The sequence below is a fragment of the Streptomyces sp. NPDC002817 genome (genome assembly GCF_053592055.1).
The window spans coordinates 1-19,148 of the sequence record NZ_JBSFUY010000029.1 but is presented as its reverse complement, the minus strand read 5'-3'; the positions used below and the strand labels follow the sequence as shown (position 1 = coordinate 19,148).

The window sequence follows — 19,148 nt, the reverse complement described above, 5'->3', positions numbered from 1 at the left end:
GAACGTGCGCCTGAGTCTGACCGTCGTCGACCCGATCGGCGGGGCCAGCGCCGACGTGGTGCTCGACGCCGATCCGGAGTCGTCGGTCGGCGACATCACCCGGGAGCTGGCGCGGCACGTCGGTCTCGACGGCGGCGCGCAGATCATCCCCATCGGCGGGCACATCGGCGGGCACGCGAACCCCGGGGGCGCACCGCAGGCGTACGTCGACGGCTACCCCCTCGACCCCGACGCGAACATCGTCGGTTCCGCGCTGCGCGAGGGCGCCGTCGTCAGCCTGCACGATCCGGCCGGCTGTCTCCTCGGTGAGCCGACCGGGATCGTCGAGTTCCGGGTGGCCGGCGGCCCCGCCGCGGGCGCCGTGCACCGGCTCGGCGTGGGACGGTACGACATCGGCAGCGGTCCGGCCGCGCCCCTCCGTATCGACGATCCCGAACTCGCCGCGCGTGCGGCCACCTTGTCCATCGCCATCGACGGCAAGTGCGTTGTCACCCTGCACGGCGTCGACAAGAAGGACGCGTCCAAGAAGAAGGACGATGACGACGGCGACCGGCCCCGTCTCGACGGCGAGGACTTCGACGGCGGCTCCTGGCCTCTCGGCTCCCAACTCGCCCTCGGCAACACCCTCCTGGAGATCGACGGGTACAGCCCGCCGAACGCGGCACTGAAGTGGTCGGAGGACGGCGCCGGCCTCGACTACAACCGGCCTCCGCGACTGCGCCCGGCGGAGCGCAAGACACAGTTCCGGCTGCCCTCTCCCCCCAGGGACTACGAGGCACGGCCGCTGCCCTGGCTGATGGCCCTGTTCCCGCTGGTCGGCGCCGTGGTCTCGGTCATGATCTTCGGTCGCTGGTACTACATGATCATGGCGCTGATGAGCCCCCTGATGCTCTTCGGCAACTACTTCATGGACAAGAAGCACGGGCGCAAGTCCCATGCGAAGCAGGTCAAGGAGTACAAGGAGACCAAGGAGCGGATCGAGAAGGACGCCGAGGACGCGCTGCGTCTGGAGCGGCTGGACCGGCGCAGGGCCATCCCCGACCCGGCCGCCGTCCTCGCCTTCGGCACCGGTCCCCGTACCCGGCTGTGGGAGCGGCGGCGTACCGACGCAGACCACCTGCTCCTGCGCGTCGGCACCGGCCGCGTCCGCTCCGAGGTCGTTCTCGACGACCCGGAGCAGGACGAGCACAAGCGTCAGGTCACCTGGAAGATCCAGGACTCGCCCGTCGCCCTGCCGTTGCGGGACCTCGGTGTCGTCGGTATCGCCGGTCCCGGTGACTCCGCCCAGGCGCTCGGGCGGTGGGTCGTCGCTCAGACCGCCGTGCTGCACAGCCCGATGGACGTCCAGTTCTACGTCCTCACCGAGAACGAGGCGCACCCGCGCTGGGACTGGGTGCGCTGGCTGCCGCACTCCCGCCCGTCCGGCGGCCAGGACGTCAACGTCCTGATCGGGACGGACGCCGAGACCGTCGGCGCGCGCGTCGGTGAGCTGACCCAGCTGCTCGACGCCCGGCAGAAGGCCCTCAAGGAGAACAACAACAGCGGCGGCGGTCCCGCCTTCTCCGACCCCGACATCGTCGTCGTATGGGACGGGTCCCGGCGGCTGCGGTCGATGCCGGGTGTCGTACGGCTGCTGCGCGAAGGTCCGTCCGTGGCCATCTACGCGATCTGTCTGGACGAGGAGGAGCGGTTCCTGCCCGGCGAGTGCCAGGCCTACGTCGTCGCCGAACCGCGGCGCATCGAGGAGACCGCCGCCGCGTCACCGATGGGCGTGCCGCAGTCCTCGGCCGGCAGCTTCCCCTCCTTCCAGGCCTGGCACAACGGCGCCCAGCAGGACCGGCAGGACACCGAGCAGGCCCTCGAGCTGCGGCTGCGGGTCGAGCAGACCGGCTCCCGCCGCAGGACCGACGTCCGGCCCGACTTCGTCTCCGCCGGCTGGTGCGCACGGCTGTCCCGGTCGCTGTCGCCGCTGCGGGACATCAGTGGCGAGACCGAGGACTCCGCACTCCCGTCCTCCAGCCGGCTCCTCGACGTGCTCCAGCTGGAACCGCCGACGCGCGACGACATCGCCGCGCGCTGGCGCATGGGCGGGCAGTCCACCATGGCGGTCATCGGCGAGTCCTACGACGGTCCCTTCGGCATCGACCTCCGGCGCGACGGCCCGCACGGACTCATCGCGGGTACGACCGGTTCGGGTAAGTCGGAGCTGCTGCAGACGATCGTGGCCGCGCTCGCGGTCGCCAACACCCCCGAGAACATGACGTTCGTCCTCGTCGACTACAAGGGCGGATCCGCCTTCAAGGACTGCGTCAAGCTCCCGCACACCGTGGGCATGGTCACCGACCTCGACGCCCACCTCGTCGAGCGCGCCCTGGAGTCGCTGGGCGCGGAGTTGAAGCGGCGCGAGCACATCCTCGCCGCCGCCGACGCCAAGGACATCGAGGACTACCAGGACCTGGTGCGCCGGGACCCGTCCCACGCGCATGTGCCCCGACTGCTCATCGTCATCGACGAGTTCGCGTCCATGGTCCGTGACCTGCCCGACTTCGTCACCGGCCTCGTCAACATCGCCCAGCGAGGCCGTTCCCTCGGCATCCACCTCCTGCTCGCCACCCAGCGGCCCAGCGGTGTCGTGTCGCCCGAGATCCGCGCCAACACCAACCTGCGGATCGCGCTGCGCGTGACGGACGCCGGTGAGTCGACCGACGTCATCGACGCGCCCGAAGCCGGTCACATCGCCAAGAGCACCCCCGGTCGCGCGTACGTCCGGCTCGGCCACGCCTCTCTCGTCCCCTTCCAGTCCGGCCGCGTCGGTGGCCGCCGCCCGGGTGCCGCCGATCCCACGGCGCTCGCGCCGTGGGCCGGTCAGCTCGCCTGGCAGGACCTGGGCCGGGCCGGGCTCACCAAGCCCAAGTCCGAGGCCCGCGAGGACGACGAGATCACCGACCTCAAGGTGCTGGTGGACGCCGTACGGGAGGCCAACCAGGCGCTGGGCATCCCGGCCCAGCACTCCCCGTGGCTGCCCGCCCTGGACGAGATGCTGCTGCTGGACGAGATTCCCGCGGTGCAGGGCCGGGGGACGCTGCCGGCGGCGCCGTACGGCATCGAGGACCTGCCGTCCGACCAGGCCCGCCGCCCGGTCGTCGTCGACTTCTCCACCTTCGGGCACCTGCTCGTCGCCGGCGCCCCGCGCAGCGGCCGCTCGCAGGTGCTGCGCACGATCGCCGGTTCACTGGCCCGTACGCTGTCCAGCGCCGATGTCCACCTGTACGGCATCGACTGCGGCAACGGCGCCCTGAACTCGCTGACCAGCCTGCCGCACTGTGGTGCGGTCGTCAGCCGTAACCAGCAGGAGCGCGTCATCCGGCTCTTCAGCCGGCTGACCGGCGAACTCAACCGACGCCAGGAGCTGTTGGCGGAGAAGGGCTACGCCGACATCGGCGAGCAGCGTTCCTTCGCCGCCGAGGACGAGCGGCTGCCGCACATCGTGGTGCTGCTCGACCGCTGGGAGGGCTGGCTGCCCACCCTCGGCGAGTACAACCACGGTGACCTCACCGACCAGGTGATGGCGCTGATGCGGGAGGGTGCGAGCGTCGGCCTGCATCTGGTGATCACCGGCGACCGCCAGCTGCTGACGGGGCGGATCTCCTCCCTGACCGAGGACAAGTACGGTCTGCGTCTGGCGGACCGCGGCGACTTCTCGATGCTGGACATCAACGCCCGCAAGATCCCCGAGGAGATCCCGCCCGGCCGCGGATACGCCAGCGAGACGGCCACGGAGACCCAGTTCGCCCTGCTGGCCGAGGACACCACCGGTCAGGGGCAGGCCGCGGCGCTCGTCGCGATCGGCGAGGCCGCTGCCGCGCGGGATGCCGAACTGCCGCGTTCCCGCCGCCCGTTCCGCGTGGACGTGCTGCCCAGCCGGATCTCCTTCGCCGACGCCTGGGCGATGCGCGACCCGGCGACCAGCGCCTCGCCTCTCTGGTCCCTGGTGGGTGTCGGCGGCGACGAGCTCACCGCCTTCGGCCCCGATCTCTCCCAGGGTGTCCCGGCGTTCGTGATCGGCGGTCCCGCGAAGTCCGGCCGCAGCACGGTGCTGCTGAACATCGCACGGGCCTACCTCGCCCAGGGCGTACGGCTGATCCTCGCCGCTCCCCGCCCGTCCCCGCTGCGCGAACTGGAGGGACAGGAAGGTGTCCTGAAGGTCTTCACGGGCCGGGACATCGACGAGGACGAGATGGAGGAGCTCATCGGCTCGGCCAGTCCCGAGCAGCCGATCGTCACCCTGGTCGACGACGCGGAGGTGCACGACGACTGCGACGCCGAGGACATCTTCAAGCGCATCGTGGAGCGCGGCGTCGAGGAGGGCCTCGCCGTCGTCATCGCCGGTGACGAGGAGGAGATCTGTGACGGCTTCTCCGGCTGGCAGGTCGACATGAAGAAGGCCCGCCGCGGCATTCTGCTGTCCCCGCAGGACAGTTCCGCGGGTGAGCTGATCGGCATCCGCACGAACCGGAGCATGGTCGGCGGCCAGATCACGCCGGGCAAGGGCATGCTGCACCTGGGCACCGGGGAGCACATGACCGTCACGACGCCGATGTAGCGGTAGCGGACCGGAAACGCGAAAGGGCCGCGGGACGCATCCCCATCCCGCGGCCCTTTCTGTTTCTCAGACAGCCGCCAGCGCGTAGAACTCCGGCCCGTTCGACACCAGCAGCCGGTTTCCGGCTAGGGCGACCTGCCACGGCTCGCCCCAGTTGTCGCTGTCGGTGTACGTCCAGCGGAGCCTGCAGGTCCTGGCCTGGAGGGCGACGAGCCCGCCGTCCAGGGAACCGGCGGCCCCGTACAGGGAGTTGCCGGCCTTCACGAACATCTCCGGGCCCGAGATCTCCAGTTCGTCGCAGAGCCAGATCCGCTCGCGCGTCCTGACGTCGACCGCCCAGACGCCATTGTCGTAGTCGCTGACGTAGAGCACCGGTGTCCGCGTCGACGGCCCTCAGCGTCGCGCCCGGCAGGAAGACCAGACCGTTCGCGATGGTGGGCCGCCGGCTCCAGTCGTCGCCGATCTTCTTGGTCCACAGCTGAGCGCCCGTGGCGGTGGACCGCACGGTGAGGTTGTGGTTGGAGTCGGCGTAGGCCAGGTACTTGCCCAGGACGGAACCCTGGACGTCGTAGTCCTTGGTGCCCCAGTCCCGTTTCTGCAGCCACACCTTCGTACCGGTGGTGTGGCTGATGGCGGCGACGGCGGTGCGGTATTCGGTGGCGCTCCGGGAGTCGCTGTAGTCGGTCGCCGTGACGTAGACGTTCTTGTCGTCGATGGCGATGGTGTCCTCGACGGTGATCTTCTTGCCGAGCCGGCTGCGCCAGGCCTCGTCGCCGGTCTTCACGTCGTAGGCGACGAGTACGCCGTCGTAGTCGCCGTCGGCCAGGAACACCTTGCCGCCGTGGAAGAGGAGCGGTGCGCCAGGGCGGCAGGATGACGGGGCATGAGCGGGCGATCGGCGAAGCCGAAGCGGAGGATGGCGTCGCCGACCCGTACGAAGCCGCCTTCAGTCGGCCTTCGACATCCGCGCCTCGGGATTCCCCTCCGCCGCGCTCTCCGAGACGTATCTCAGATCGTCCCCCACCGGTTCCAACCGCACCGTGTGAGGCGCCGGGTTGCAGCCGCCGTGGTTGCTCTTGGCGCCCACGGAGGTCGCCACGAGCCCGGTCTTCGTCACCTTCTTCAGGGTGAGTACGTCGTTGCAGACGCCGCCGAAGATGTCCGTCTGTTTGAGCTTGCCCAACTCCTCGCCGACGGCGGCCTCTTCGACGGTCAGCCGGAAGGTGCCCATGGGGATGCCGGAGCCACTGCCCTGCCCCTCCCAAGTGCCGAGGTAGCGGTCCGGGACCGCCTGCTCCGGCGGCTCGGCCGGGCTGGACTCTTCGGCCGAGGGCAGCGCCGAGGTCGAGGTGCCGGGCGTGGCATAGGAGGAGTCCGAACCCGCGCTGCCCGCGTCGTCGTTGCGCCCGCCGGGCATCAGGTCGAACACCAGCACCGACCCCACCGTCACCGCCGCCAGCGCCCCCGCCACGGCGAGCGCGACCGTGCAGCTCATCCGTCGGCCACGGCCTTCCACCCCGGGCGCCGAGGTGGCCGCCACGGAGACGGTGAGCCTGCCCGGGCGGGCGTCGGACGGCGGAACGGCGTCATGAGGTTCGGGCCCGCGCGGCTCGGGCACGGCGCCGGACGGGTGGCCCCCCGGGGCGAAGGCCGGTGACGCCGGCACGGACGGGGACGGCGCGACCGCGGCGGCGGGCCCTGACACGGCCCCCGGCATGACCGGCGGCGGCCCGAACTCCCCGACCGTCGGCGCATTGGTGGCGGCCCCGGCCGTCGAAGCCTCGGCTCCCGCCGCCTCCCCCACCGACGCACTGCTGAATCCCACCGGCCCCGAACCGGCCTCCCCGGACGCCTCCAGGTTCAGCAACCGCACCGCACCCCGGCTCACCTGCTCCACCAGCGCCCCCGGCAGCCACCCGCCCGCCACCAGCCGTGCCGCACCCTCCGGGGCCAGCCGTCGGGCCAGCTCAGCCGGGGTCGGCCGGGTTCCCGGCGACTTGGCGAGGCACTCCGCCGCCAGTTCCCGCACCGCTCCGCTCAGCGCGCCGAGTTCGGGCTCCTCGTGTACGACCTTGTAGAGCAGGGAGGCCGAGGAATCCCCCGGGAACGGCGGTTCGCCCGTCGCCGCGTAGGCCAGCACCGCACCCAGCGAGAAGACGTCCGCCGCCCCCGTGATCCTCTTCCCGAGGATCTGCTCGGGCGACATGTAGCCGGGCGAGCCGATGGAGACACCCGTCGACGTCAGGGACGCCGTGCCGTCCACGGCCCGTGCGATCCCGAAGTCGATCAGCAGCGGGCCGTCCAGGGTCAGCAGCACGTTCGACGGCTTCACATCCCGGTGCACGAGCCCCAGATCGTGCACCGCGGCCAGCGCCTCGGCCAGCCCCGCCCCCAGCACCCGTACCGAGTGCTCGGGCAGCGGACCCCCGTCCGCGATCGCCGCCGACAGCGACGGTCCCGCCACGTACGCCGTGGCCACCCACGGCACCGACGCGTCCGGGTCCGCGTCCAGCACCGGTGCCGTCCAGGCACCGCCGACCCGCCGGGCCGCCTCGATCTCGCGCCGGAAGCGGGCGCGGAACTCCTCGTCAAGGGCGAAGTGCGGATGCACGATCTTGACGGCGACCGTACGGCCGCCGGCACTGCGTCCCAGATAGACCCGGCCCATACCGCCGGAGCCGAGCCGACCGAGCAGGCGGTAGGGCCCGACGCTGGTCGGCTCGTCGACTGCGAGCGGCTGCATGCTGCCTCCCCCATAAGGTTCAGATGCAGGTTAGGGCTGGAGCAGTTCCACCTTCACGTCCGCCGGGAAACCCGTCGTCGGCCCCACCCGCCGCGCGAACTCCGCGACCGCCTCCAACTGCGGCCCCCCGAACCGGAAGTCGAGGGTGGTGAAGTACCGCTCCAGAACCTGCTCGTCGAACTCCTCCCAGCGTGCCGCCTGTTCGGCGACCTTGCCGACCTCGTCCAGCGACAGGTTCCGGGAGGCGAGGAAGGCCTCGTGGACCTTGCGGGTGATGACCGGTTCGCGTTCCAGGTAGTCCCTGCGCGCCGCCCAGACCGCGAAGACGAACGGCAGGCCCGTCCACTCCTTCCAGAGCGCGCCGAGGTCATGGACCTCGAGGCCGTACTTCGGCCCGTCGAGCAGGTTCGCCCGCAGTGCCGCGTCGCCGATCAGGACCGCCGCCTCGGCCTCCTGCATCATCAGGCTGAGGTCGGGCGGGCAGGTGTAGTACTCGGGGCGTACGCCGTAGCGGTCGGCCAGAAGGAGCTGGGCGAGGCGGACCGACGTGCGGGAGGTCGACCCGAGGGCCACCCTCGCGCCGTCCAGCTCGTCCAGCGGGACCTGCGAGACGATCACACAGGACATCACCGGGCCGTCGCAGCCGACGGCGATGTCGGGGAACGCGACGAGGTCGTCGGCGTTGCGCAGGAACTCGACCAGGGTGATGGGACCGATGTCGAGATCTCCCCGCACCAGCTTCTCGCTGAGCTTCTCCGGGGTGTCCTTCGTCAGCTCGAAGTCGAGGAGTGTGCCCGTTCTCGCGAGCCCCCAGTACAGGGGCAGGCAGTTCAGGAACTGGATGTGGCCGACGCGCGGCCGGGTGCGTGAATTGTCCACATCGTGAGGCTAGACCCTGTTGACTGACGTACGATGGGCACCCCCACCGTCAACCCGACACGAGCGAGATCAAACGTCCGGGTGACGTGATCTTGGCCTCTATTGCTTTCGGCTGCCTGCATGCTAGGCTCGCCGCAAGTTGCAGTTTGGTTTCCCTTGCAGTACAGAGCCTGCGGAGCATGTGACCGCGGGCTCTAGTCGTTTTCAGACGTATGCAGTTGTGCGGCACCGTTTCACACTTGCAGGTTCTGGAGCAGGGCAACCCTTTGGGCCCAAGGAGGGCTTATGGCTACCGGAACCGTGAAGTGGTTCAACGCCGAAAAGGGCTTTGGCTTTATCGCCCAGGAGGGCGGCGGCCCGGACGTCTTCGTCCACTACTCCGCCATCAACGCGAGCGGTTTCCGTTCGCTGGAGGAGAACCAGCAGGTCTCCTTCGACGTGACCCAGGGCCCGAAGGGCCCGCAGGCGGAGAACGTCACCCCCGTCTGAGACTCCTGAGTCTCTGATCCGGACCTGAGTGCAGTACCCAAGGAGCCCCGTGCCGCAAGGCAGCGGGGCTCCTGCCTTTTCCCGTGCGGCGCCCGTACGGCGCTACAGGTGCTGCATGACCAGCACGAACGTCGTCCCTGGCAGCAGCGCCTCGTAGGAGTGCGCCACATCCCCGCGGTAGGCCATGTAGTCCCCGGGCTCCAGCTCGACCTCCTCGCCCTTCGGCCCCGCCTTGACCCGCCCGGTGCTCACGATCAGGTGTTCGACCGAGCCGGGGATGTGCGGCTCCGAGTCACGGGCCGCGCCGGGCTCCGCGGTGATCCGGTAGATGTCCCGCCGCGCCCCGGGCGGACTGGAGGACAGCAGCGCGCCGACGTAGTTCGCCTGCTCGGACGCCACCGACGGGCCCTGCCCCGCCCGGATGACCTGCACCGACGGTGCCGGCGGCTCCACCAGGGCACTGAACGGCACCCCCAGCGCCACCGCCAGCGCCCACAGCGTCTCCACGCTCGGGTTCCCGCTGCCCCCCTCCAGCTGCGACAACGTCGATTTCGCGATCCCGGCCCGCTTGGCGAGCTCGGACAGCGAGAGCCCGACGCGGGCGCGCTCCCGCCGCAGCGAGGCGGCGATCCACTCCAGGGGCAGTCGGGCGGGCGGCTGGCTGTCGGACATGCTGTTCGCTCCATCGGTACGAACGTTCGCCTTGACGAACGCGGCATCTACTGTCCACTGTAGAGAACATGCGTACGGCAGAGCGAACACCGCGCCTTCCCTTCGCCCCGGATCTGATCCGGGACGCCTCCCTCGTCTGGCTCGCCAGCGGCATCGTCGGCGTCTCCTTCGGCGCGATCGCCGTCGCCGGCGGGCTGCCGGTGTGGGTGCCGGTGGTGATGTCCCTCGTCGTCTACGCGGGATCCGCCCAGTTCAGCGCGGTCGGCGTGCTGCTCGCCGGCGGCGGTCCGCTCGCCGCGGCGGCCACCGGCCTGCTCCTGAACACCCGCACGGCGGCCTTCAGCCTCGCCGTGGCGGACGCCCTCGGCAAGGGCCGTCCGGCACGGCTCGTCGGGGCGCACCTCGTCACCGACGAGACGGTCGCCTTCGCTCTCGCCCAGAGCGATCCGGTACGACGTCGCACGGCGTTCTGGGTCTCGGGGCTCGGCCTGTTCGCCGTGTGGAACATCGGTGTCCTGGCCGGAGCCCTCGCCGGTGACGCCCTCGGCGACACGGCCCGCTACGGCCTGGACGCGGCCTTCCCCGCCGTCCTCGTCGCCCTGGTGCTGCCCGCGCTGCGGGAGGACGCGGCCGTACGACGATCCGCGGTGCTCGGCGCCTGCGTGGCGCTGGCCCTGGCTCCCGTCGCCCCGGCCGGGGTCCCCGTGCTGCTGGCCCTGGCAGGACTCCTCGCCTTCGGCCGGAGGCGGTCGGCATGAGCGCGACGGTCGCCATGATCCTGGCGCTGGCGGTCGGGACGTACGCCTTCCGGCTGGTCGGCCCGGCCCTGCACGGACGCGTCGAACTCCCCGCACGTGTGCAGGAACTGCTCTCCGCCGGTGCCGTCGTGCTGCTGACCGCGCTGCTCGCGACGGGGGCGTTGACCGAGGGCGGCGGCTTCGCCGGGTGGGCGCGGCCGATCGGGGTGCTGGTCGGGGGTGTGCTGGCCTGGCAGAAGGCGCCGTTCGTGGTGGTGGTGCTGGGGGCGGCGGGAACCGCAGCGGTGTTGCGGGCGTTCGGAATGGCGTAGCGGATCTCAGGGGGACGATCAGTGCAGAAGCATGAACACGAAGAGGGCAGCGGATCCACGGCCGAGAGCCGCTGGGCGCTCTGTATATCCGTCGGGCTCTCGCTCGGCACGGCTCTCGGCCTGCTGCTGGGGATGGACGTCTTCGACGACCTCGGACTCGGGCTGGCCCTGGGGATCGGGCTGGGTACGGCCGTGGGGGCGGGAGTCGGCGTGGGGATGACGCGGCGGCAGGGCGAATAGGCGCCTGTCGGCCAACAGGCCTCTGCCGAGACGCCGTTGTCAGTGGTGGTGGCTAGGGTCCCGGAGCATGGCCGACTCCGATTTCCTGACCAGTACCCGGGCGTTCTACGACACCATCGCCGAGGACTACGCCGAGCGCTTCCGTGACGAGTTGACGGCGACGCCGATCGAGCGGGGGTTGATCGACGCCTTCGCCGCACTCGTGGGGAAGGGCGCCGCGGTGGCCGACCTCGGGTGCGGGCCGGGGCGGGTGACCGCGTATCTGGACTCCCTCGGGCTATCGGTCTTCGGGCTCGACCTGTCGGCGTCGATGCTGGCGATCGCCCGGCGGGAGAACCCGGGGCTGCGGTTCGAGCAGGGGTCGATGCTGGAGCTGGACGTGGCCGACGGATCGCTCGCGGGGGTCGTGTCCTGGTACTCGTCCATCCACACCCCTGTGGAGAGACTTCCCTCCCTCTTCGCCGAGTTCAGGCGGGTCCTGGCCCCGGGCGGCCATCTGCTCGTCGCCTTCCAGGTCGGCGACGAACCGAAGCGCCACGACCGGCCCTTCGGCCATGACGTGATCCTCGACTTCCAGCGGCGGCGGCCGGAGGCGATCGTGGAGCTGCTGGAGGCGGCCGGGTTCGCGATGGTCTCGCGGACGGTGCGCGAACCCGGCCACGAGTGGGAGTCCACGAAGCAGGCGTTCCTGATCGCCCGCAGGCCTGTCTAGAGATCCCTGGCCGCGATGTAGCCGAACGTCATCGCCGGGCCGATCGTCGAGCCGGCGCCGGCGTAACTGCGGCCCATGACCGCGGCGCTGGCGTTCCCTGCGGCGTACAGACCGGAGATGACCGAGCCGTCCTCCCTCAGCACCCGCGCCCGGGCGTCCGTGCGCAGACCGCCCTTGGTGCCGAGGTCGCCGGGGACGATACGGAAGGCGTAGTAGGGCGGCAGCCAGAGGGGGGCGAGGCAGGAGTTGGGGAGGACGGAGGGGTCCGTGTAGTAGTGGTCGTAGGCGCTGTCGCCGCGGTGGAAGTCGGTGTCCGTGCCCTGCCGGGCGAGGGAGTTGAAGCGGTCGACGCTCGTGCGCAGCGCCGTCGGCGGGACACCGATGGCGGTGGCGAGGGCGTCGAGACTCCAGGCCTTCTTGGCGGCGCCCGAGCTGTACCAGTCGTCGGGGAGGACGAAGGTCGGCGCGACGTCCTTGAAGAGGTACCGGTTGCGGTAGTTCTGGTCGGTGATCAGCCAGGCCGGGATGTCGGGGTCGGTGGGGTTGCGCTCGTACATCGTGTGGACGACGTCGCTGTAGGGACCGGCCTCGTTGACGAAGCGCCGGCCTGCGGCGTTGACGAGGAGAGTGCCCGGGAGGGTGCGTTCGGCGAGACAGAAGTACGGCTGGCCCGGGAGCGGAATGGCGGGCCCCCACCAGGCGTCGTCCATGAGCGCGACGCCCGCGCCGACGCGCTGCCCCGCCCTTATCCCGTCCCCGGTGTTCTCCTTCGCGCCGACGGTCCAGTCGATACCGATGGGCTGCTGCTGGTACTGGGTGCGCATGGCGAGGTTGTGCTCGAACCCCCCGGAGCCGACGATGACGCCTCGGCGCGCGCGGTAGAGACCGCCGGGGACCACCGCCCCGGCCACGGTCCCGTTCTCGACGAAGAGGTCGGTGAGCGGGGTGTTCAGCCTGACCGGCACGCCCGCGTCCAGCAGCCCCTTGCGCAGTCCGGCGGCGAGCGACTGCCCCATGGTGAGGGGCGTCTGCCCGAGGGTGAGCGCCTTGGTGCCGCGGGCCAGACACTCCGTGGCGACGGCGAGACCCTTGACGCTCACGGCGGAGAGGGCGAGCCACTTGTAGTCGGCGCTGAAGACGACCATGCCGTCCGGGACGGCCATGTACGGCGGGTTCAGGTGGGCGAGTTCGGCGCCCAGGATGTTGCCGTCGAGGTAGTCGGGCTCGATGGAACGCCCGTTGGGCAGACCGCCCGGCAGCTCCGGGTAGTAGTCGCTGTACCCCTCCATCCAGCGGAACCGCAGCGGGCTGTTGGCCATGACGAAGGAGATCATGGCGGGGCCGTTGGCGAGGAAGGCCTGCTGCCGGGCCGCGGGGATCTCGGGCCCGACGACCGCGGCGAGATAGGCAGCGGCCTTCGCGGGGGTGTCCGGTACGCCGGCCGCGAGGATCACGGAGTTGTTGGGGATCCAGATCCCGGCACCGGAACGGGCCGCGGACCCGCCGAAGGTGGGCGCCTTCTCCAGGACGACACAGCTCAGACCCCGTTTGGCAGCGGTGAGGGCGGCGGTCATGCCGGCGGCACCGGAGCCGATGACGACGACGTCGTACGTCCCGAGCAGGGGCAGGTCGGCGGCACGGGCGCTCTGCTGCACCCCGGTCGCCACGGCCAGTCCGGCGGCCGCGGTGGTACCGAGGAGCTGCCTGCGGGTGGGTCTCGGTCCTGTGGGGTCCGCACTGGTGGTCGTCATGGTCACTCCCGCCCGATATCGGGTTTTCTGAGGGTGTGTCAGAAATGGGAATGTGACGCGGGGACCATGTGAAGTCAAGGGCCGTGCACGGGGGTTGGGCCGAGGAGTACGGAGCGACAGTCCTCGTACGCGGGTCGGCTCAGGAGCATGCGGAAGCGGGTGAAGAGGGCGAGCAGGTCGGGGCCGTGACGGTCCCGGAAGGCCGGGTCCTCGGCGGCGAGGTCGATTTCGTTGGCGGCGGTGAGCTCGGCGAAGTCCTGGCGGAGGCCGGGGCCGGGGACGTATGCGCGCCCGGTGAAACGGTCGTGGAACGGTGAGCCGGGATCCGCGAGCCTCGGATACGTGGCCCTGCGGTCGCAGCTCGCGTAGAAGTACACGATCGCCTCCGCCTCCTCACCGATCGTCGCCACGAGATCGGAACGCCGGTCGAGCGGGAGCAGCACCTGCGCGAAGCCGTCGGTGCCGTAGAAGGCGTGGCACAGGCCCGCGAGTCGGAGGGCGGGGCGGGCGTTCCAGGTGGCGAGTCGGGTACGGACGCGATGGAGGTGGGCGAGGAGCGTACCGCCGGGGTGGGGCATCTTCTCGGCGCCCAACTCCCTTAGGAACGAGTCGGCTTGGGTCATCGAGTCGTACGCCATGGGATGTCCCTTCGGCCGGGTGGGTCGGCACCCGCTCCGTCCCGGGGTGGAGCGGGTTGCCGCCCGTTGGGCCCTGGGTTGATCGTCGTACACGTGCTGAGGCCAGTCAATCCTTGGGATTTATCGCTGGACCCAAGTGCTAGCTTGGATGTCATGACCCTCGACGACCTGCGGGTGTTCGTGGCGGTGTGCCGGGCCGGGAGCCTGAGCGCGGTGGCCCGGGAGCTGGGGTGTACGCAGTCCGCGGTGAGCCAGCATGTGAAGCGGCTGGAGCGGGAGACGGGGGTCGCGCTGCTGGAGCGGCAGCCGCGGGGCGTCTCGCCGACGCGGGCGGGCCGTCTGCTGGAGACGGCGGCCGCGGAGGGCATCTCCGGACTGGACCTCGCCGTACGGCAGTTGCGCGATCTGGTCGACGGCGAGAGCGGGTTCGTGCGGGTGGCCACGGGGGCGACGACCGTACGGCACTTCATGGGGGACGCGGTCGTGGAGTACCGCCGCCGGTATCCGCGCGTGAACCTGGAGTTCCGTACGGTGAGTTCGGGGCGCGGCAGCTTCGACGCGCTGGCGGACGGCACCTTGGATCTGGCGTGGATCACGCTCGGACCGCCGGTGCGGGGCATTGAGCAGCGCGTGGTGGCGGAACTGCCGTGGGTGCTGGCGGTGCGTTCCGACGATCCGCTGGCGGCGCGCGAGCGGTTGCAGGCGGCCGCCGATCTCACGGACGTACGCCTGATCGGACTGCCACCGAACTCCGCCTCCGCCGCCCATCTGGACGCGGCCTGCGCGGAGTTGGGGGTGCGGTTCGCCTATGACACCAGCGTCGCCGACTGGGACACGGCCCTGCTGCTGGCCGAGCTGGGAGTGGGGCGGGCGGTGGTGCCGGTCCTGCCGGGGCTGGCGGCGACCGGTTCGGGTGAGCTGAGGCTGATCCCGCTGCCGGATCTGCGTCCGCTGCCGGTGGGGTGGGCCGTACGGCGGTGGGATGCGCTGAGTCCGCCGGCGCGGGCGTTCGCGGACACGGTGGTGGAGTGGCGGGGGCGACGGGTGAGCGGGGGGTCGTGAAGCGGGCGGGGCGCGATGGCGGTGGTGCTGCCCTCCGGGAGAGAGCAGCACCATGATCAGCCGTTGCTACCGGTCACCCCTGCGGGAACGCGGCCACCACGTTCAGGTCCTTGGCACCGGTACCCGTGATACCGGCTGCCGTCCCCGGAAGCAGCACGCCACCGTTGTAGTAGTCGCTGGACACCAGCAGGTCCTTGTCGCCGTCGCGGTCGATGTCGCGCAGGCGGACGAGCTGGCCGAAGCAACCGAACTCGGTCGGAGTGCCGGGCACGCCGGCGGTGGCCCGGGTGAACCACTGCGAGTTCTTGCCGGTGAGACCGGACGTGCCGCCGCGCAGGACGTGGACGCCGCCCGCGGTCGCCTTGGAGCTGACGGTCTCCTCCCAGACGCCGACCGCCAGATCCGGGTAGCCGTCGCCGTCGGTGTCTCCGGCGGAGATGCTGTCGCCGAAGCCGTCGCCCTTGGTCGCTGCCGTCGCCACACCCGAAGTCGCCTGCGAAATACGGTACTTCGTCGTCGGGGCCGTGCTGCCGCCGCGCCAGACGACCACCGAACCGGCGTAGTTGTTGTACCGGGTGTCGCTGACCGCGAGGTCGCCGTAGCCGTCCTTGTTGAAGTCGGCGACGACGCCGGTGGGGCTGTAGTCGGGCTTGGAGCTGTTGACGACCGTCTGCTTGCCCGGCTTGACCGTGGAGCCGCCGCGCAGGAACCACACGTCCTGGGTCATCTTGTCGTCGTGGTAACCCTGGCCGAGGACGAAGAGGTCCGTGGCCTTGTCCTTGGTGACCTTGCCGGCGACCAGGCCGGTGGGTTCGAGGAGATCGTCGGCGACGTGCTTGGTGACCGAGCCGGTGCTGCCGGACTTGGTGAACCCGCCACGGTAGATGTAGACGGTGTCGACGCCATTGGTGACCGCCAGGTCGGCCTTGCCGTCGCCGTTGAAGTCGCCGGTCTCGATCTGGTCGCCGAAGCCGTAGTGGGCGTGGGCGGTGACCTTGAGGCGGACGGCGCCGGTGCCGGAGAGGCCCGTCTTCGCGCCCCACAGAATGGTGACCGCGCCCGCGCCGGTCTTGGTACCGATCTTCTCCGAGGAGTCGGCGACGGCCAGGTCGGCGTACCCGTCACGGTTGAAGTCGGCGGCGGCGAGGTCGTCGCCGAAGGAGTCGGCGTAGTCGCCGGCGTCCCCGGGCGTTCCGGGGACGCCCGCGGTGGCCTGCGTGAACGTCTTGCTGGTGGTGCCGGGGCCGGTGGCGGTCCCGTACGTGACGGTGAACTCGCCACCGAGGCTCGCCGAGGCGAAGTCGCGGTAGCCGTCCCCGTTGAAGTCGTCGGCGTACTTCGCCGGGGTGGCGGCGGTGGCGGTGCCCACGGAGAGGGTGAGCAGCCCGCCGGTCAGGGACACGGCGGCGGCCGTGGCGAGCGCCGGCCGAAGGTTGATACGCGTGAACATGCGTCTCCTGCGGTGATCTAAGTCAGTGGGTAGGAGACTCACGATGGCCGCTGATGGTTGTGCCCTTGTGTGACTCGGGTTCCTTGAGGGGGAGTTCCGCCCAGACCGTCTTGCCCACGACGCGTTCCATGACGCCCCAGGTCCGGCTGAGCAGCGTCACGAGGAGCAGGCCTCGGCCTCCCTCGGCGTCCGGATCGGTGACGTAGCGGAGTGGGCGGTCGGCTCGGGGGTCGCTGACTTCGATACGGAGCGTGGGCCCGGACTCGGAGTGGAGGAGCCCGAGGCGGAGTTCGAAGTCACGGCCGGGGAGTCTGGCGTGGGTGACGGCGTTGGCGGCGAGTTCGGCGACGACCTGCTGGGCGGTGGCGTTCACGTCGCTGTCGTAGGGGTGGCCCCAGGCGTCGAGTTGCTGCGCGGTGAGGCGGCGGGCGAGGCGGGCGCCGCGGGGAGTGGCGCTGAGGCGGGTGGAGATTTCGGCGTTCACATCACAGAGAGTGGCGACTTGTATTTACGCTGGCCAGATGCGGCGCGACGACTCTGGGTAGCTGTACGTGTGCCGTCGGTCCAGGGTACGAGCAGTCGAGCGGGAGGGCGGATCGCGTGGATGAGCGGAGGCCGGAGACACCGACCGAAGTCGACGGGACGACCGGGTTGTTCACCGCGCTGGGCAAGATGCTCAAACTGCTGCGGGAACGGAAGGGGCTGACCCAGAAGGAGTTCGGGAAGCTGTTGGGATACGGCTCCGACATGATCTCCGCCATGGAACGCGGCGTACGGGTGATCCGTCCGGAGATCCTGGAACAGGCCGACGAAATCCTGGACGCCGGGGGTCTGTTGAAGGAGGCAGTTCCCGAAGTGAGGGAGGCGATGACCAAGGTCCGGACTCGACATCCGGAGTGGTATCGGAGTTACGCCGGGTTGGAGGCGGAGGCGGTTGAGCTGCACTTCTACGCCAACAACGGTGTCCCGGGGTTGTTGCAGACCGAGGATCACGCGCACGTCGTGTTCGCGAAACGGCGGCCGTTCCTCGACGAGGTGACGATCGAGAGGCGGGTCGCGGACCGGCTCTCCCGGCAGCAGGTCTTCGAGCGGCGGCCCGCGCCGATCGTGAGCTATGTCCTCGAAGAGGTTGTGCTGGACCGCCCCATCGGCGGAAGTCGCGTGCATGCGGACCAGCTTCGACGCCTGGTGAGCGTGGGACAGCTGCAGAACGTCGAGATCCAGGTGATGCCGACGGCGGTGGAGGAACATCCCAACCCGGGAAGCGGGTTCAACCTGTTGGTGCCCAAGGGCCATGGGCAGGTGGCGTATACAGAATCGCAGGGGTACCCCCGCTTGATCACCGATCCAGAAGAGGTCCGGAGGATCGCGGACCGCTATGGGATCATGCGAGCGATGACCCTCTCCCCTTCGGAGACCCGGAAGCTGATCGAGCAGAAGCTGGAGGAGCTATGAACAACGAGCAGCTCACCTGGTTCAAGTCCAGCTACAGCGACGGCGAGGGCGGCGAGTGCCTGGAGGTCGCCCTCACTCCCGCCACGGTCCACCTCCGCGACTCGAAGCACCCCGCCGGCCCTCGTGTGGCCCTCGCCTCGGCTGCCTGGTCGGTTTTCTTGTCAGGGGAGTTGGTCGGAGACAGTCGCTAGCGCTTCGGCTGCGGCCAGGGCATGGGTGGCCATCGCCCGCACGTACCGGTCCTTGTCCACCTTGGCCCGTTCCCGGAGCAACGGGATCGTCGCTGGGTGGGCCGGCCAGCCGAACGCGAGCGATTGCAGGGCGGCGATGCGCGGGTAATCGTCCGTATCGGCAACGGTCCGCTCCCTCAGGAGCGCGGCCCCTTCCTCACCCTCCTCGCACACGGCCCACCAGCGCAGCGCGTCGGCCCGGATCCTGGGATCGGCATCGCGGACTCCCCGATCCCGGAAGATCGCGCGGGCGGCGTCATCGTCTCCCATGCTCGTGGCCAGCAGTGCCAGCGCCACTTCCCTGACTGCCGCGGCGCTGTCTCCGGCGACACACGCACGGATCGCAGCCCGAACGTCGCCTGGCTCCGGGTTGAACCTCGTCGCACGCAGCGCCTCCGCCCTGACCTCCTCGTCCACGTCGTTCACAAGCCGGTTGAGTGTCAGATCCCACGTGCCGGCATCGTGGCTCCTGTACCCACATAAGTCGGTCACCGAGGACTCGCGCACATCACGGTCAGGGTCGTCGAGCAGATGCTTCCGGACGAGCTGCCAGGTGCCCTCATCCTCTCTCCCCAACCTCACCAAACCACGGAGCGCCGATTCCCGAACCTGACCACCAGAGTCGTCACCGAGACGCTCTCGAAGGAATTCCCGGGTACCGGTGTGGGAACCCGCTGTCTGCCACATCACGGTGCAAGCCGCACCCCGGACCCGTTGGTTCAGGTCGCCGAGCGCCCGCCGACGGAGGAAGTCCCACGTGTCGGCATCGTCGCGGCCGAGGGTGCGCAACCCGTACAAGGCGTCCACTCGAACAAGCCAGTGCTTGTCCTCGACGGCAGCTCTCTGCGCAAGCTCCCAGTCACCCATCTGCTCAACCATCAGCAGCATGGCCGTGTTTCGGACCATGTCGTCCGGATCCTCGATCGCCCGGCTGCGGACCAACGTCTGAATGCTCTCCTCGTCGAGCAGGCTTCCAAGACCGGCGACTGCACGTTCCCGAGCATCGCTATGAGGGTCCTCGACAGCTAGTCGGCACAGCAGCGCCCTGACCTCGGGGTCCTGAATCCGGTACTCAGCCACCAGGGACACCGCTTCGCAACGGGCAGCCGCATCACCCCCGGAGCCTGCGAACTCGACAATCGGCTCCCACAGAGC

At 70.2% G+C, this 19,148-nt stretch carries 18 protein-coding genes and 1 pseudogene; 9 read left to right on the top strand and 10 right to left on the bottom strand.

Going from position 1 to position 19,148, the window contains the following annotated elements; translation table 11 throughout:
* Positions 1-4: 4 nt before the first annotated feature.
* The gene (locus tag ACWD3I_RS37295) at positions 5-4,603 is read left to right on the top strand and encodes an FtsK/SpoIIIE domain-containing protein (RefSeq protein WP_365393991.1); all 4,599 of its coding nucleotides are present in this window, start codon (positions 5-7) and stop codon (positions 4,601-4,603) included.
* A 66-nt stretch (positions 4,604-4,669) separates the two neighbouring features.
* Here ACWD3I_RS37295 and ACWD3I_RS37290 read toward each other — a convergent pair whose 3' ends face one another.
* The 4 genes and pseudogenes from ACWD3I_RS37290 to ACWD3I_RS37275 form a co-directional block, all read right to left on the bottom strand.
* Positions 4,670-4,975: a PQQ-binding-like beta-propeller repeat protein gene (locus tag ACWD3I_RS37290; protein WP_365394084.1), complete on the bottom strand. Its 306-nt coding sequence runs from the start codon at positions 4,973-4,975 to the stop codon at positions 4,670-4,672.
* Between the two features lie 4 nt (positions 4,976-4,979).
* Positions 4,980-5,435: pseudogene (locus ACWD3I_RS37285) on the bottom strand (outer membrane protein assembly factor BamB family protein); the annotation flags it as partial.
* Positions 5,436-5,549: 114 nt separating this feature from the next.
* The gene (locus ACWD3I_RS37280; RefSeq protein ID WP_365393990.1) at positions 5,550-7,346 is read right to left on the bottom strand and encodes a serine/threonine-protein kinase; all 1,797 of its coding nucleotides are present in this window, start codon (positions 7,344-7,346) and stop codon (positions 5,550-5,552) included.
* A 30-nt stretch (positions 7,347-7,376) separates the two neighbouring features.
* Positions 7,377-8,225 (bottom strand): menaquinone biosynthetic enzyme MqnA/MqnD family protein, encoded by an 849-nt coding sequence (locus ACWD3I_RS37275; protein WP_365393989.1) that lies wholly within the window; start codon positions 8,223-8,225, stop codon positions 7,377-7,379.
* Positions 8,226-8,510: 285 nt separating this feature from the next.
* On the opposite strand from ACWD3I_RS37275, the gene ACWD3I_RS37270 reads away from it, so the two are divergent.
* The gene (locus tag ACWD3I_RS37270; protein ID WP_003992177.1) at positions 8,511-8,714 is read left to right on the top strand and encodes a cold-shock protein; all 204 of its coding nucleotides are present in this window, start codon (positions 8,511-8,513) and stop codon (positions 8,712-8,714) included.
* A gap of 102 nt (positions 8,715-8,816) precedes the next feature.
* Here the strand turns inward: ACWD3I_RS37270 and ACWD3I_RS37265 are convergent, their stop codons facing one another.
* Complete coding sequence (locus ACWD3I_RS37265) at positions 8,817-9,386, bottom strand: helix-turn-helix domain-containing protein (RefSeq protein WP_365393988.1); 570 nt, start codon at positions 9,384-9,386, stop codon at positions 8,817-8,819.
* Positions 9,387-9,454: 68 nt separating this feature from the next.
* Here ACWD3I_RS37265 and ACWD3I_RS37260 point away from each other — a divergent pair, with 68 nt between their 5' ends.
* From ACWD3I_RS37260 to ACWD3I_RS37245, 4 genes are all read left to right on the top strand, one after another.
* Positions 9,455-10,144 carry an AzlC family ABC transporter permease gene (locus ACWD3I_RS37260; protein WP_365393987.1) on the top strand — a complete coding sequence of 230 codons (690 nt, stop codon included), beginning with the start codon at positions 9,455-9,457 and terminating at the stop codon, positions 10,142-10,144.
* On the top strand, positions 10,141-10,455 hold the full coding sequence (locus ACWD3I_RS37255) for an AzlD domain-containing protein (protein ID WP_365393986.1): 315 nt from the start codon (positions 10,141-10,143) through the stop codon (positions 10,453-10,455). The genes ACWD3I_RS37260 and ACWD3I_RS37255 overlap by 4 nt, the downstream gene beginning before the upstream one ends.
* Positions 10,456-10,476: 21 nt before the next feature.
* Positions 10,477-10,695 (top strand): hypothetical protein, encoded by a 219-nt coding sequence (locus ACWD3I_RS37250; RefSeq protein ID WP_365393985.1) that lies wholly within the window; start codon positions 10,477-10,479, stop codon positions 10,693-10,695.
* A gap of 67 nt (positions 10,696-10,762) precedes the next feature.
* Positions 10,763-11,407 carry a class I SAM-dependent DNA methyltransferase gene (locus ACWD3I_RS37245; protein ID WP_365393984.1) on the top strand — a complete coding sequence of 215 codons (645 nt, stop codon included), beginning with the start codon at positions 10,763-10,765 and terminating at the stop codon, positions 11,405-11,407.
* Here the strand turns inward: ACWD3I_RS37245 and kstD are convergent.
* Positions 11,404-13,158 carry a 3-oxosteroid 1-dehydrogenase gene (gene kstD, locus ACWD3I_RS37240; RefSeq protein WP_365393983.1) on the bottom strand — a complete coding sequence of 585 codons (1,755 nt, stop codon included), beginning with the start codon at positions 13,156-13,158 and terminating at the stop codon, positions 11,404-11,406. The genes ACWD3I_RS37245 and kstD overlap by 4 nt on opposite strands.
* A gap of 74 nt (positions 13,159-13,232) precedes the next feature.
* Positions 13,233-13,796, bottom strand: a complete 564-nt coding sequence (locus tag ACWD3I_RS37235; RefSeq protein WP_365393982.1) for a DUF6817 domain-containing protein — start codon at positions 13,794-13,796, stop codon at positions 13,233-13,235.
* 153 nt (positions 13,797-13,949) lie between these two features.
* On the opposite strand from ACWD3I_RS37235, the gene ACWD3I_RS37230 reads away from it, so the two are divergent.
* On the top strand, positions 13,950-14,858 hold the full coding sequence (locus tag ACWD3I_RS37230; protein WP_365393981.1) for a LysR family transcriptional regulator: 909 nt from the start codon (positions 13,950-13,952) through the stop codon (positions 14,856-14,858).
* Positions 14,859-14,931: 73 nt separating this feature from the next.
* Here ACWD3I_RS37230 and ACWD3I_RS37225 read toward each other — a convergent pair whose 3' ends face one another.
* Positions 14,932-16,308 (bottom strand): FG-GAP and VCBS repeat-containing protein, encoded by a 1,377-nt coding sequence (locus tag ACWD3I_RS37225; RefSeq protein WP_365393980.1) that lies wholly within the window; start codon positions 16,306-16,308, stop codon positions 14,932-14,934.
* A gap of 22 nt (positions 16,309-16,330) precedes the next feature.
* The gene (locus ACWD3I_RS37220) at positions 16,331-16,792 is read right to left on the bottom strand and encodes an ATP-binding protein (RefSeq protein WP_365393979.1); all 462 of its coding nucleotides are present in this window, start codon (positions 16,790-16,792) and stop codon (positions 16,331-16,333) included.
* 116 nt (positions 16,793-16,908) lie between these two features.
* On the opposite strand from ACWD3I_RS37220, the gene ACWD3I_RS37215 reads away from it, so the two are divergent.
* Positions 16,909-17,763, top strand: coding sequence for a helix-turn-helix domain-containing protein (locus tag ACWD3I_RS37215; protein ID WP_365393978.1), 855 nt, complete (start codon positions 16,909-16,911; stop codon positions 17,761-17,763).
* Entirely contained in the window at positions 17,760-17,954 is a 195-nt protein-coding gene (locus tag ACWD3I_RS37210) for a DUF397 domain-containing protein (protein WP_365393977.1), read from the top strand. Before ACWD3I_RS37215 ends, ACWD3I_RS37210 begins: the two co-directional genes overlap by 4 nt.
* Here the strand turns inward: ACWD3I_RS37210 and ACWD3I_RS37205 are convergent.
* Positions 17,925-19,148 (bottom strand): HEAT repeat domain-containing protein (locus ACWD3I_RS37205; protein WP_451084284.1); only part of this gene is annotated, 1,224 nt, incomplete at its 5' end. The two genes, ACWD3I_RS37210 and ACWD3I_RS37205, sit on opposite strands and share 30 nt — an antisense overlap.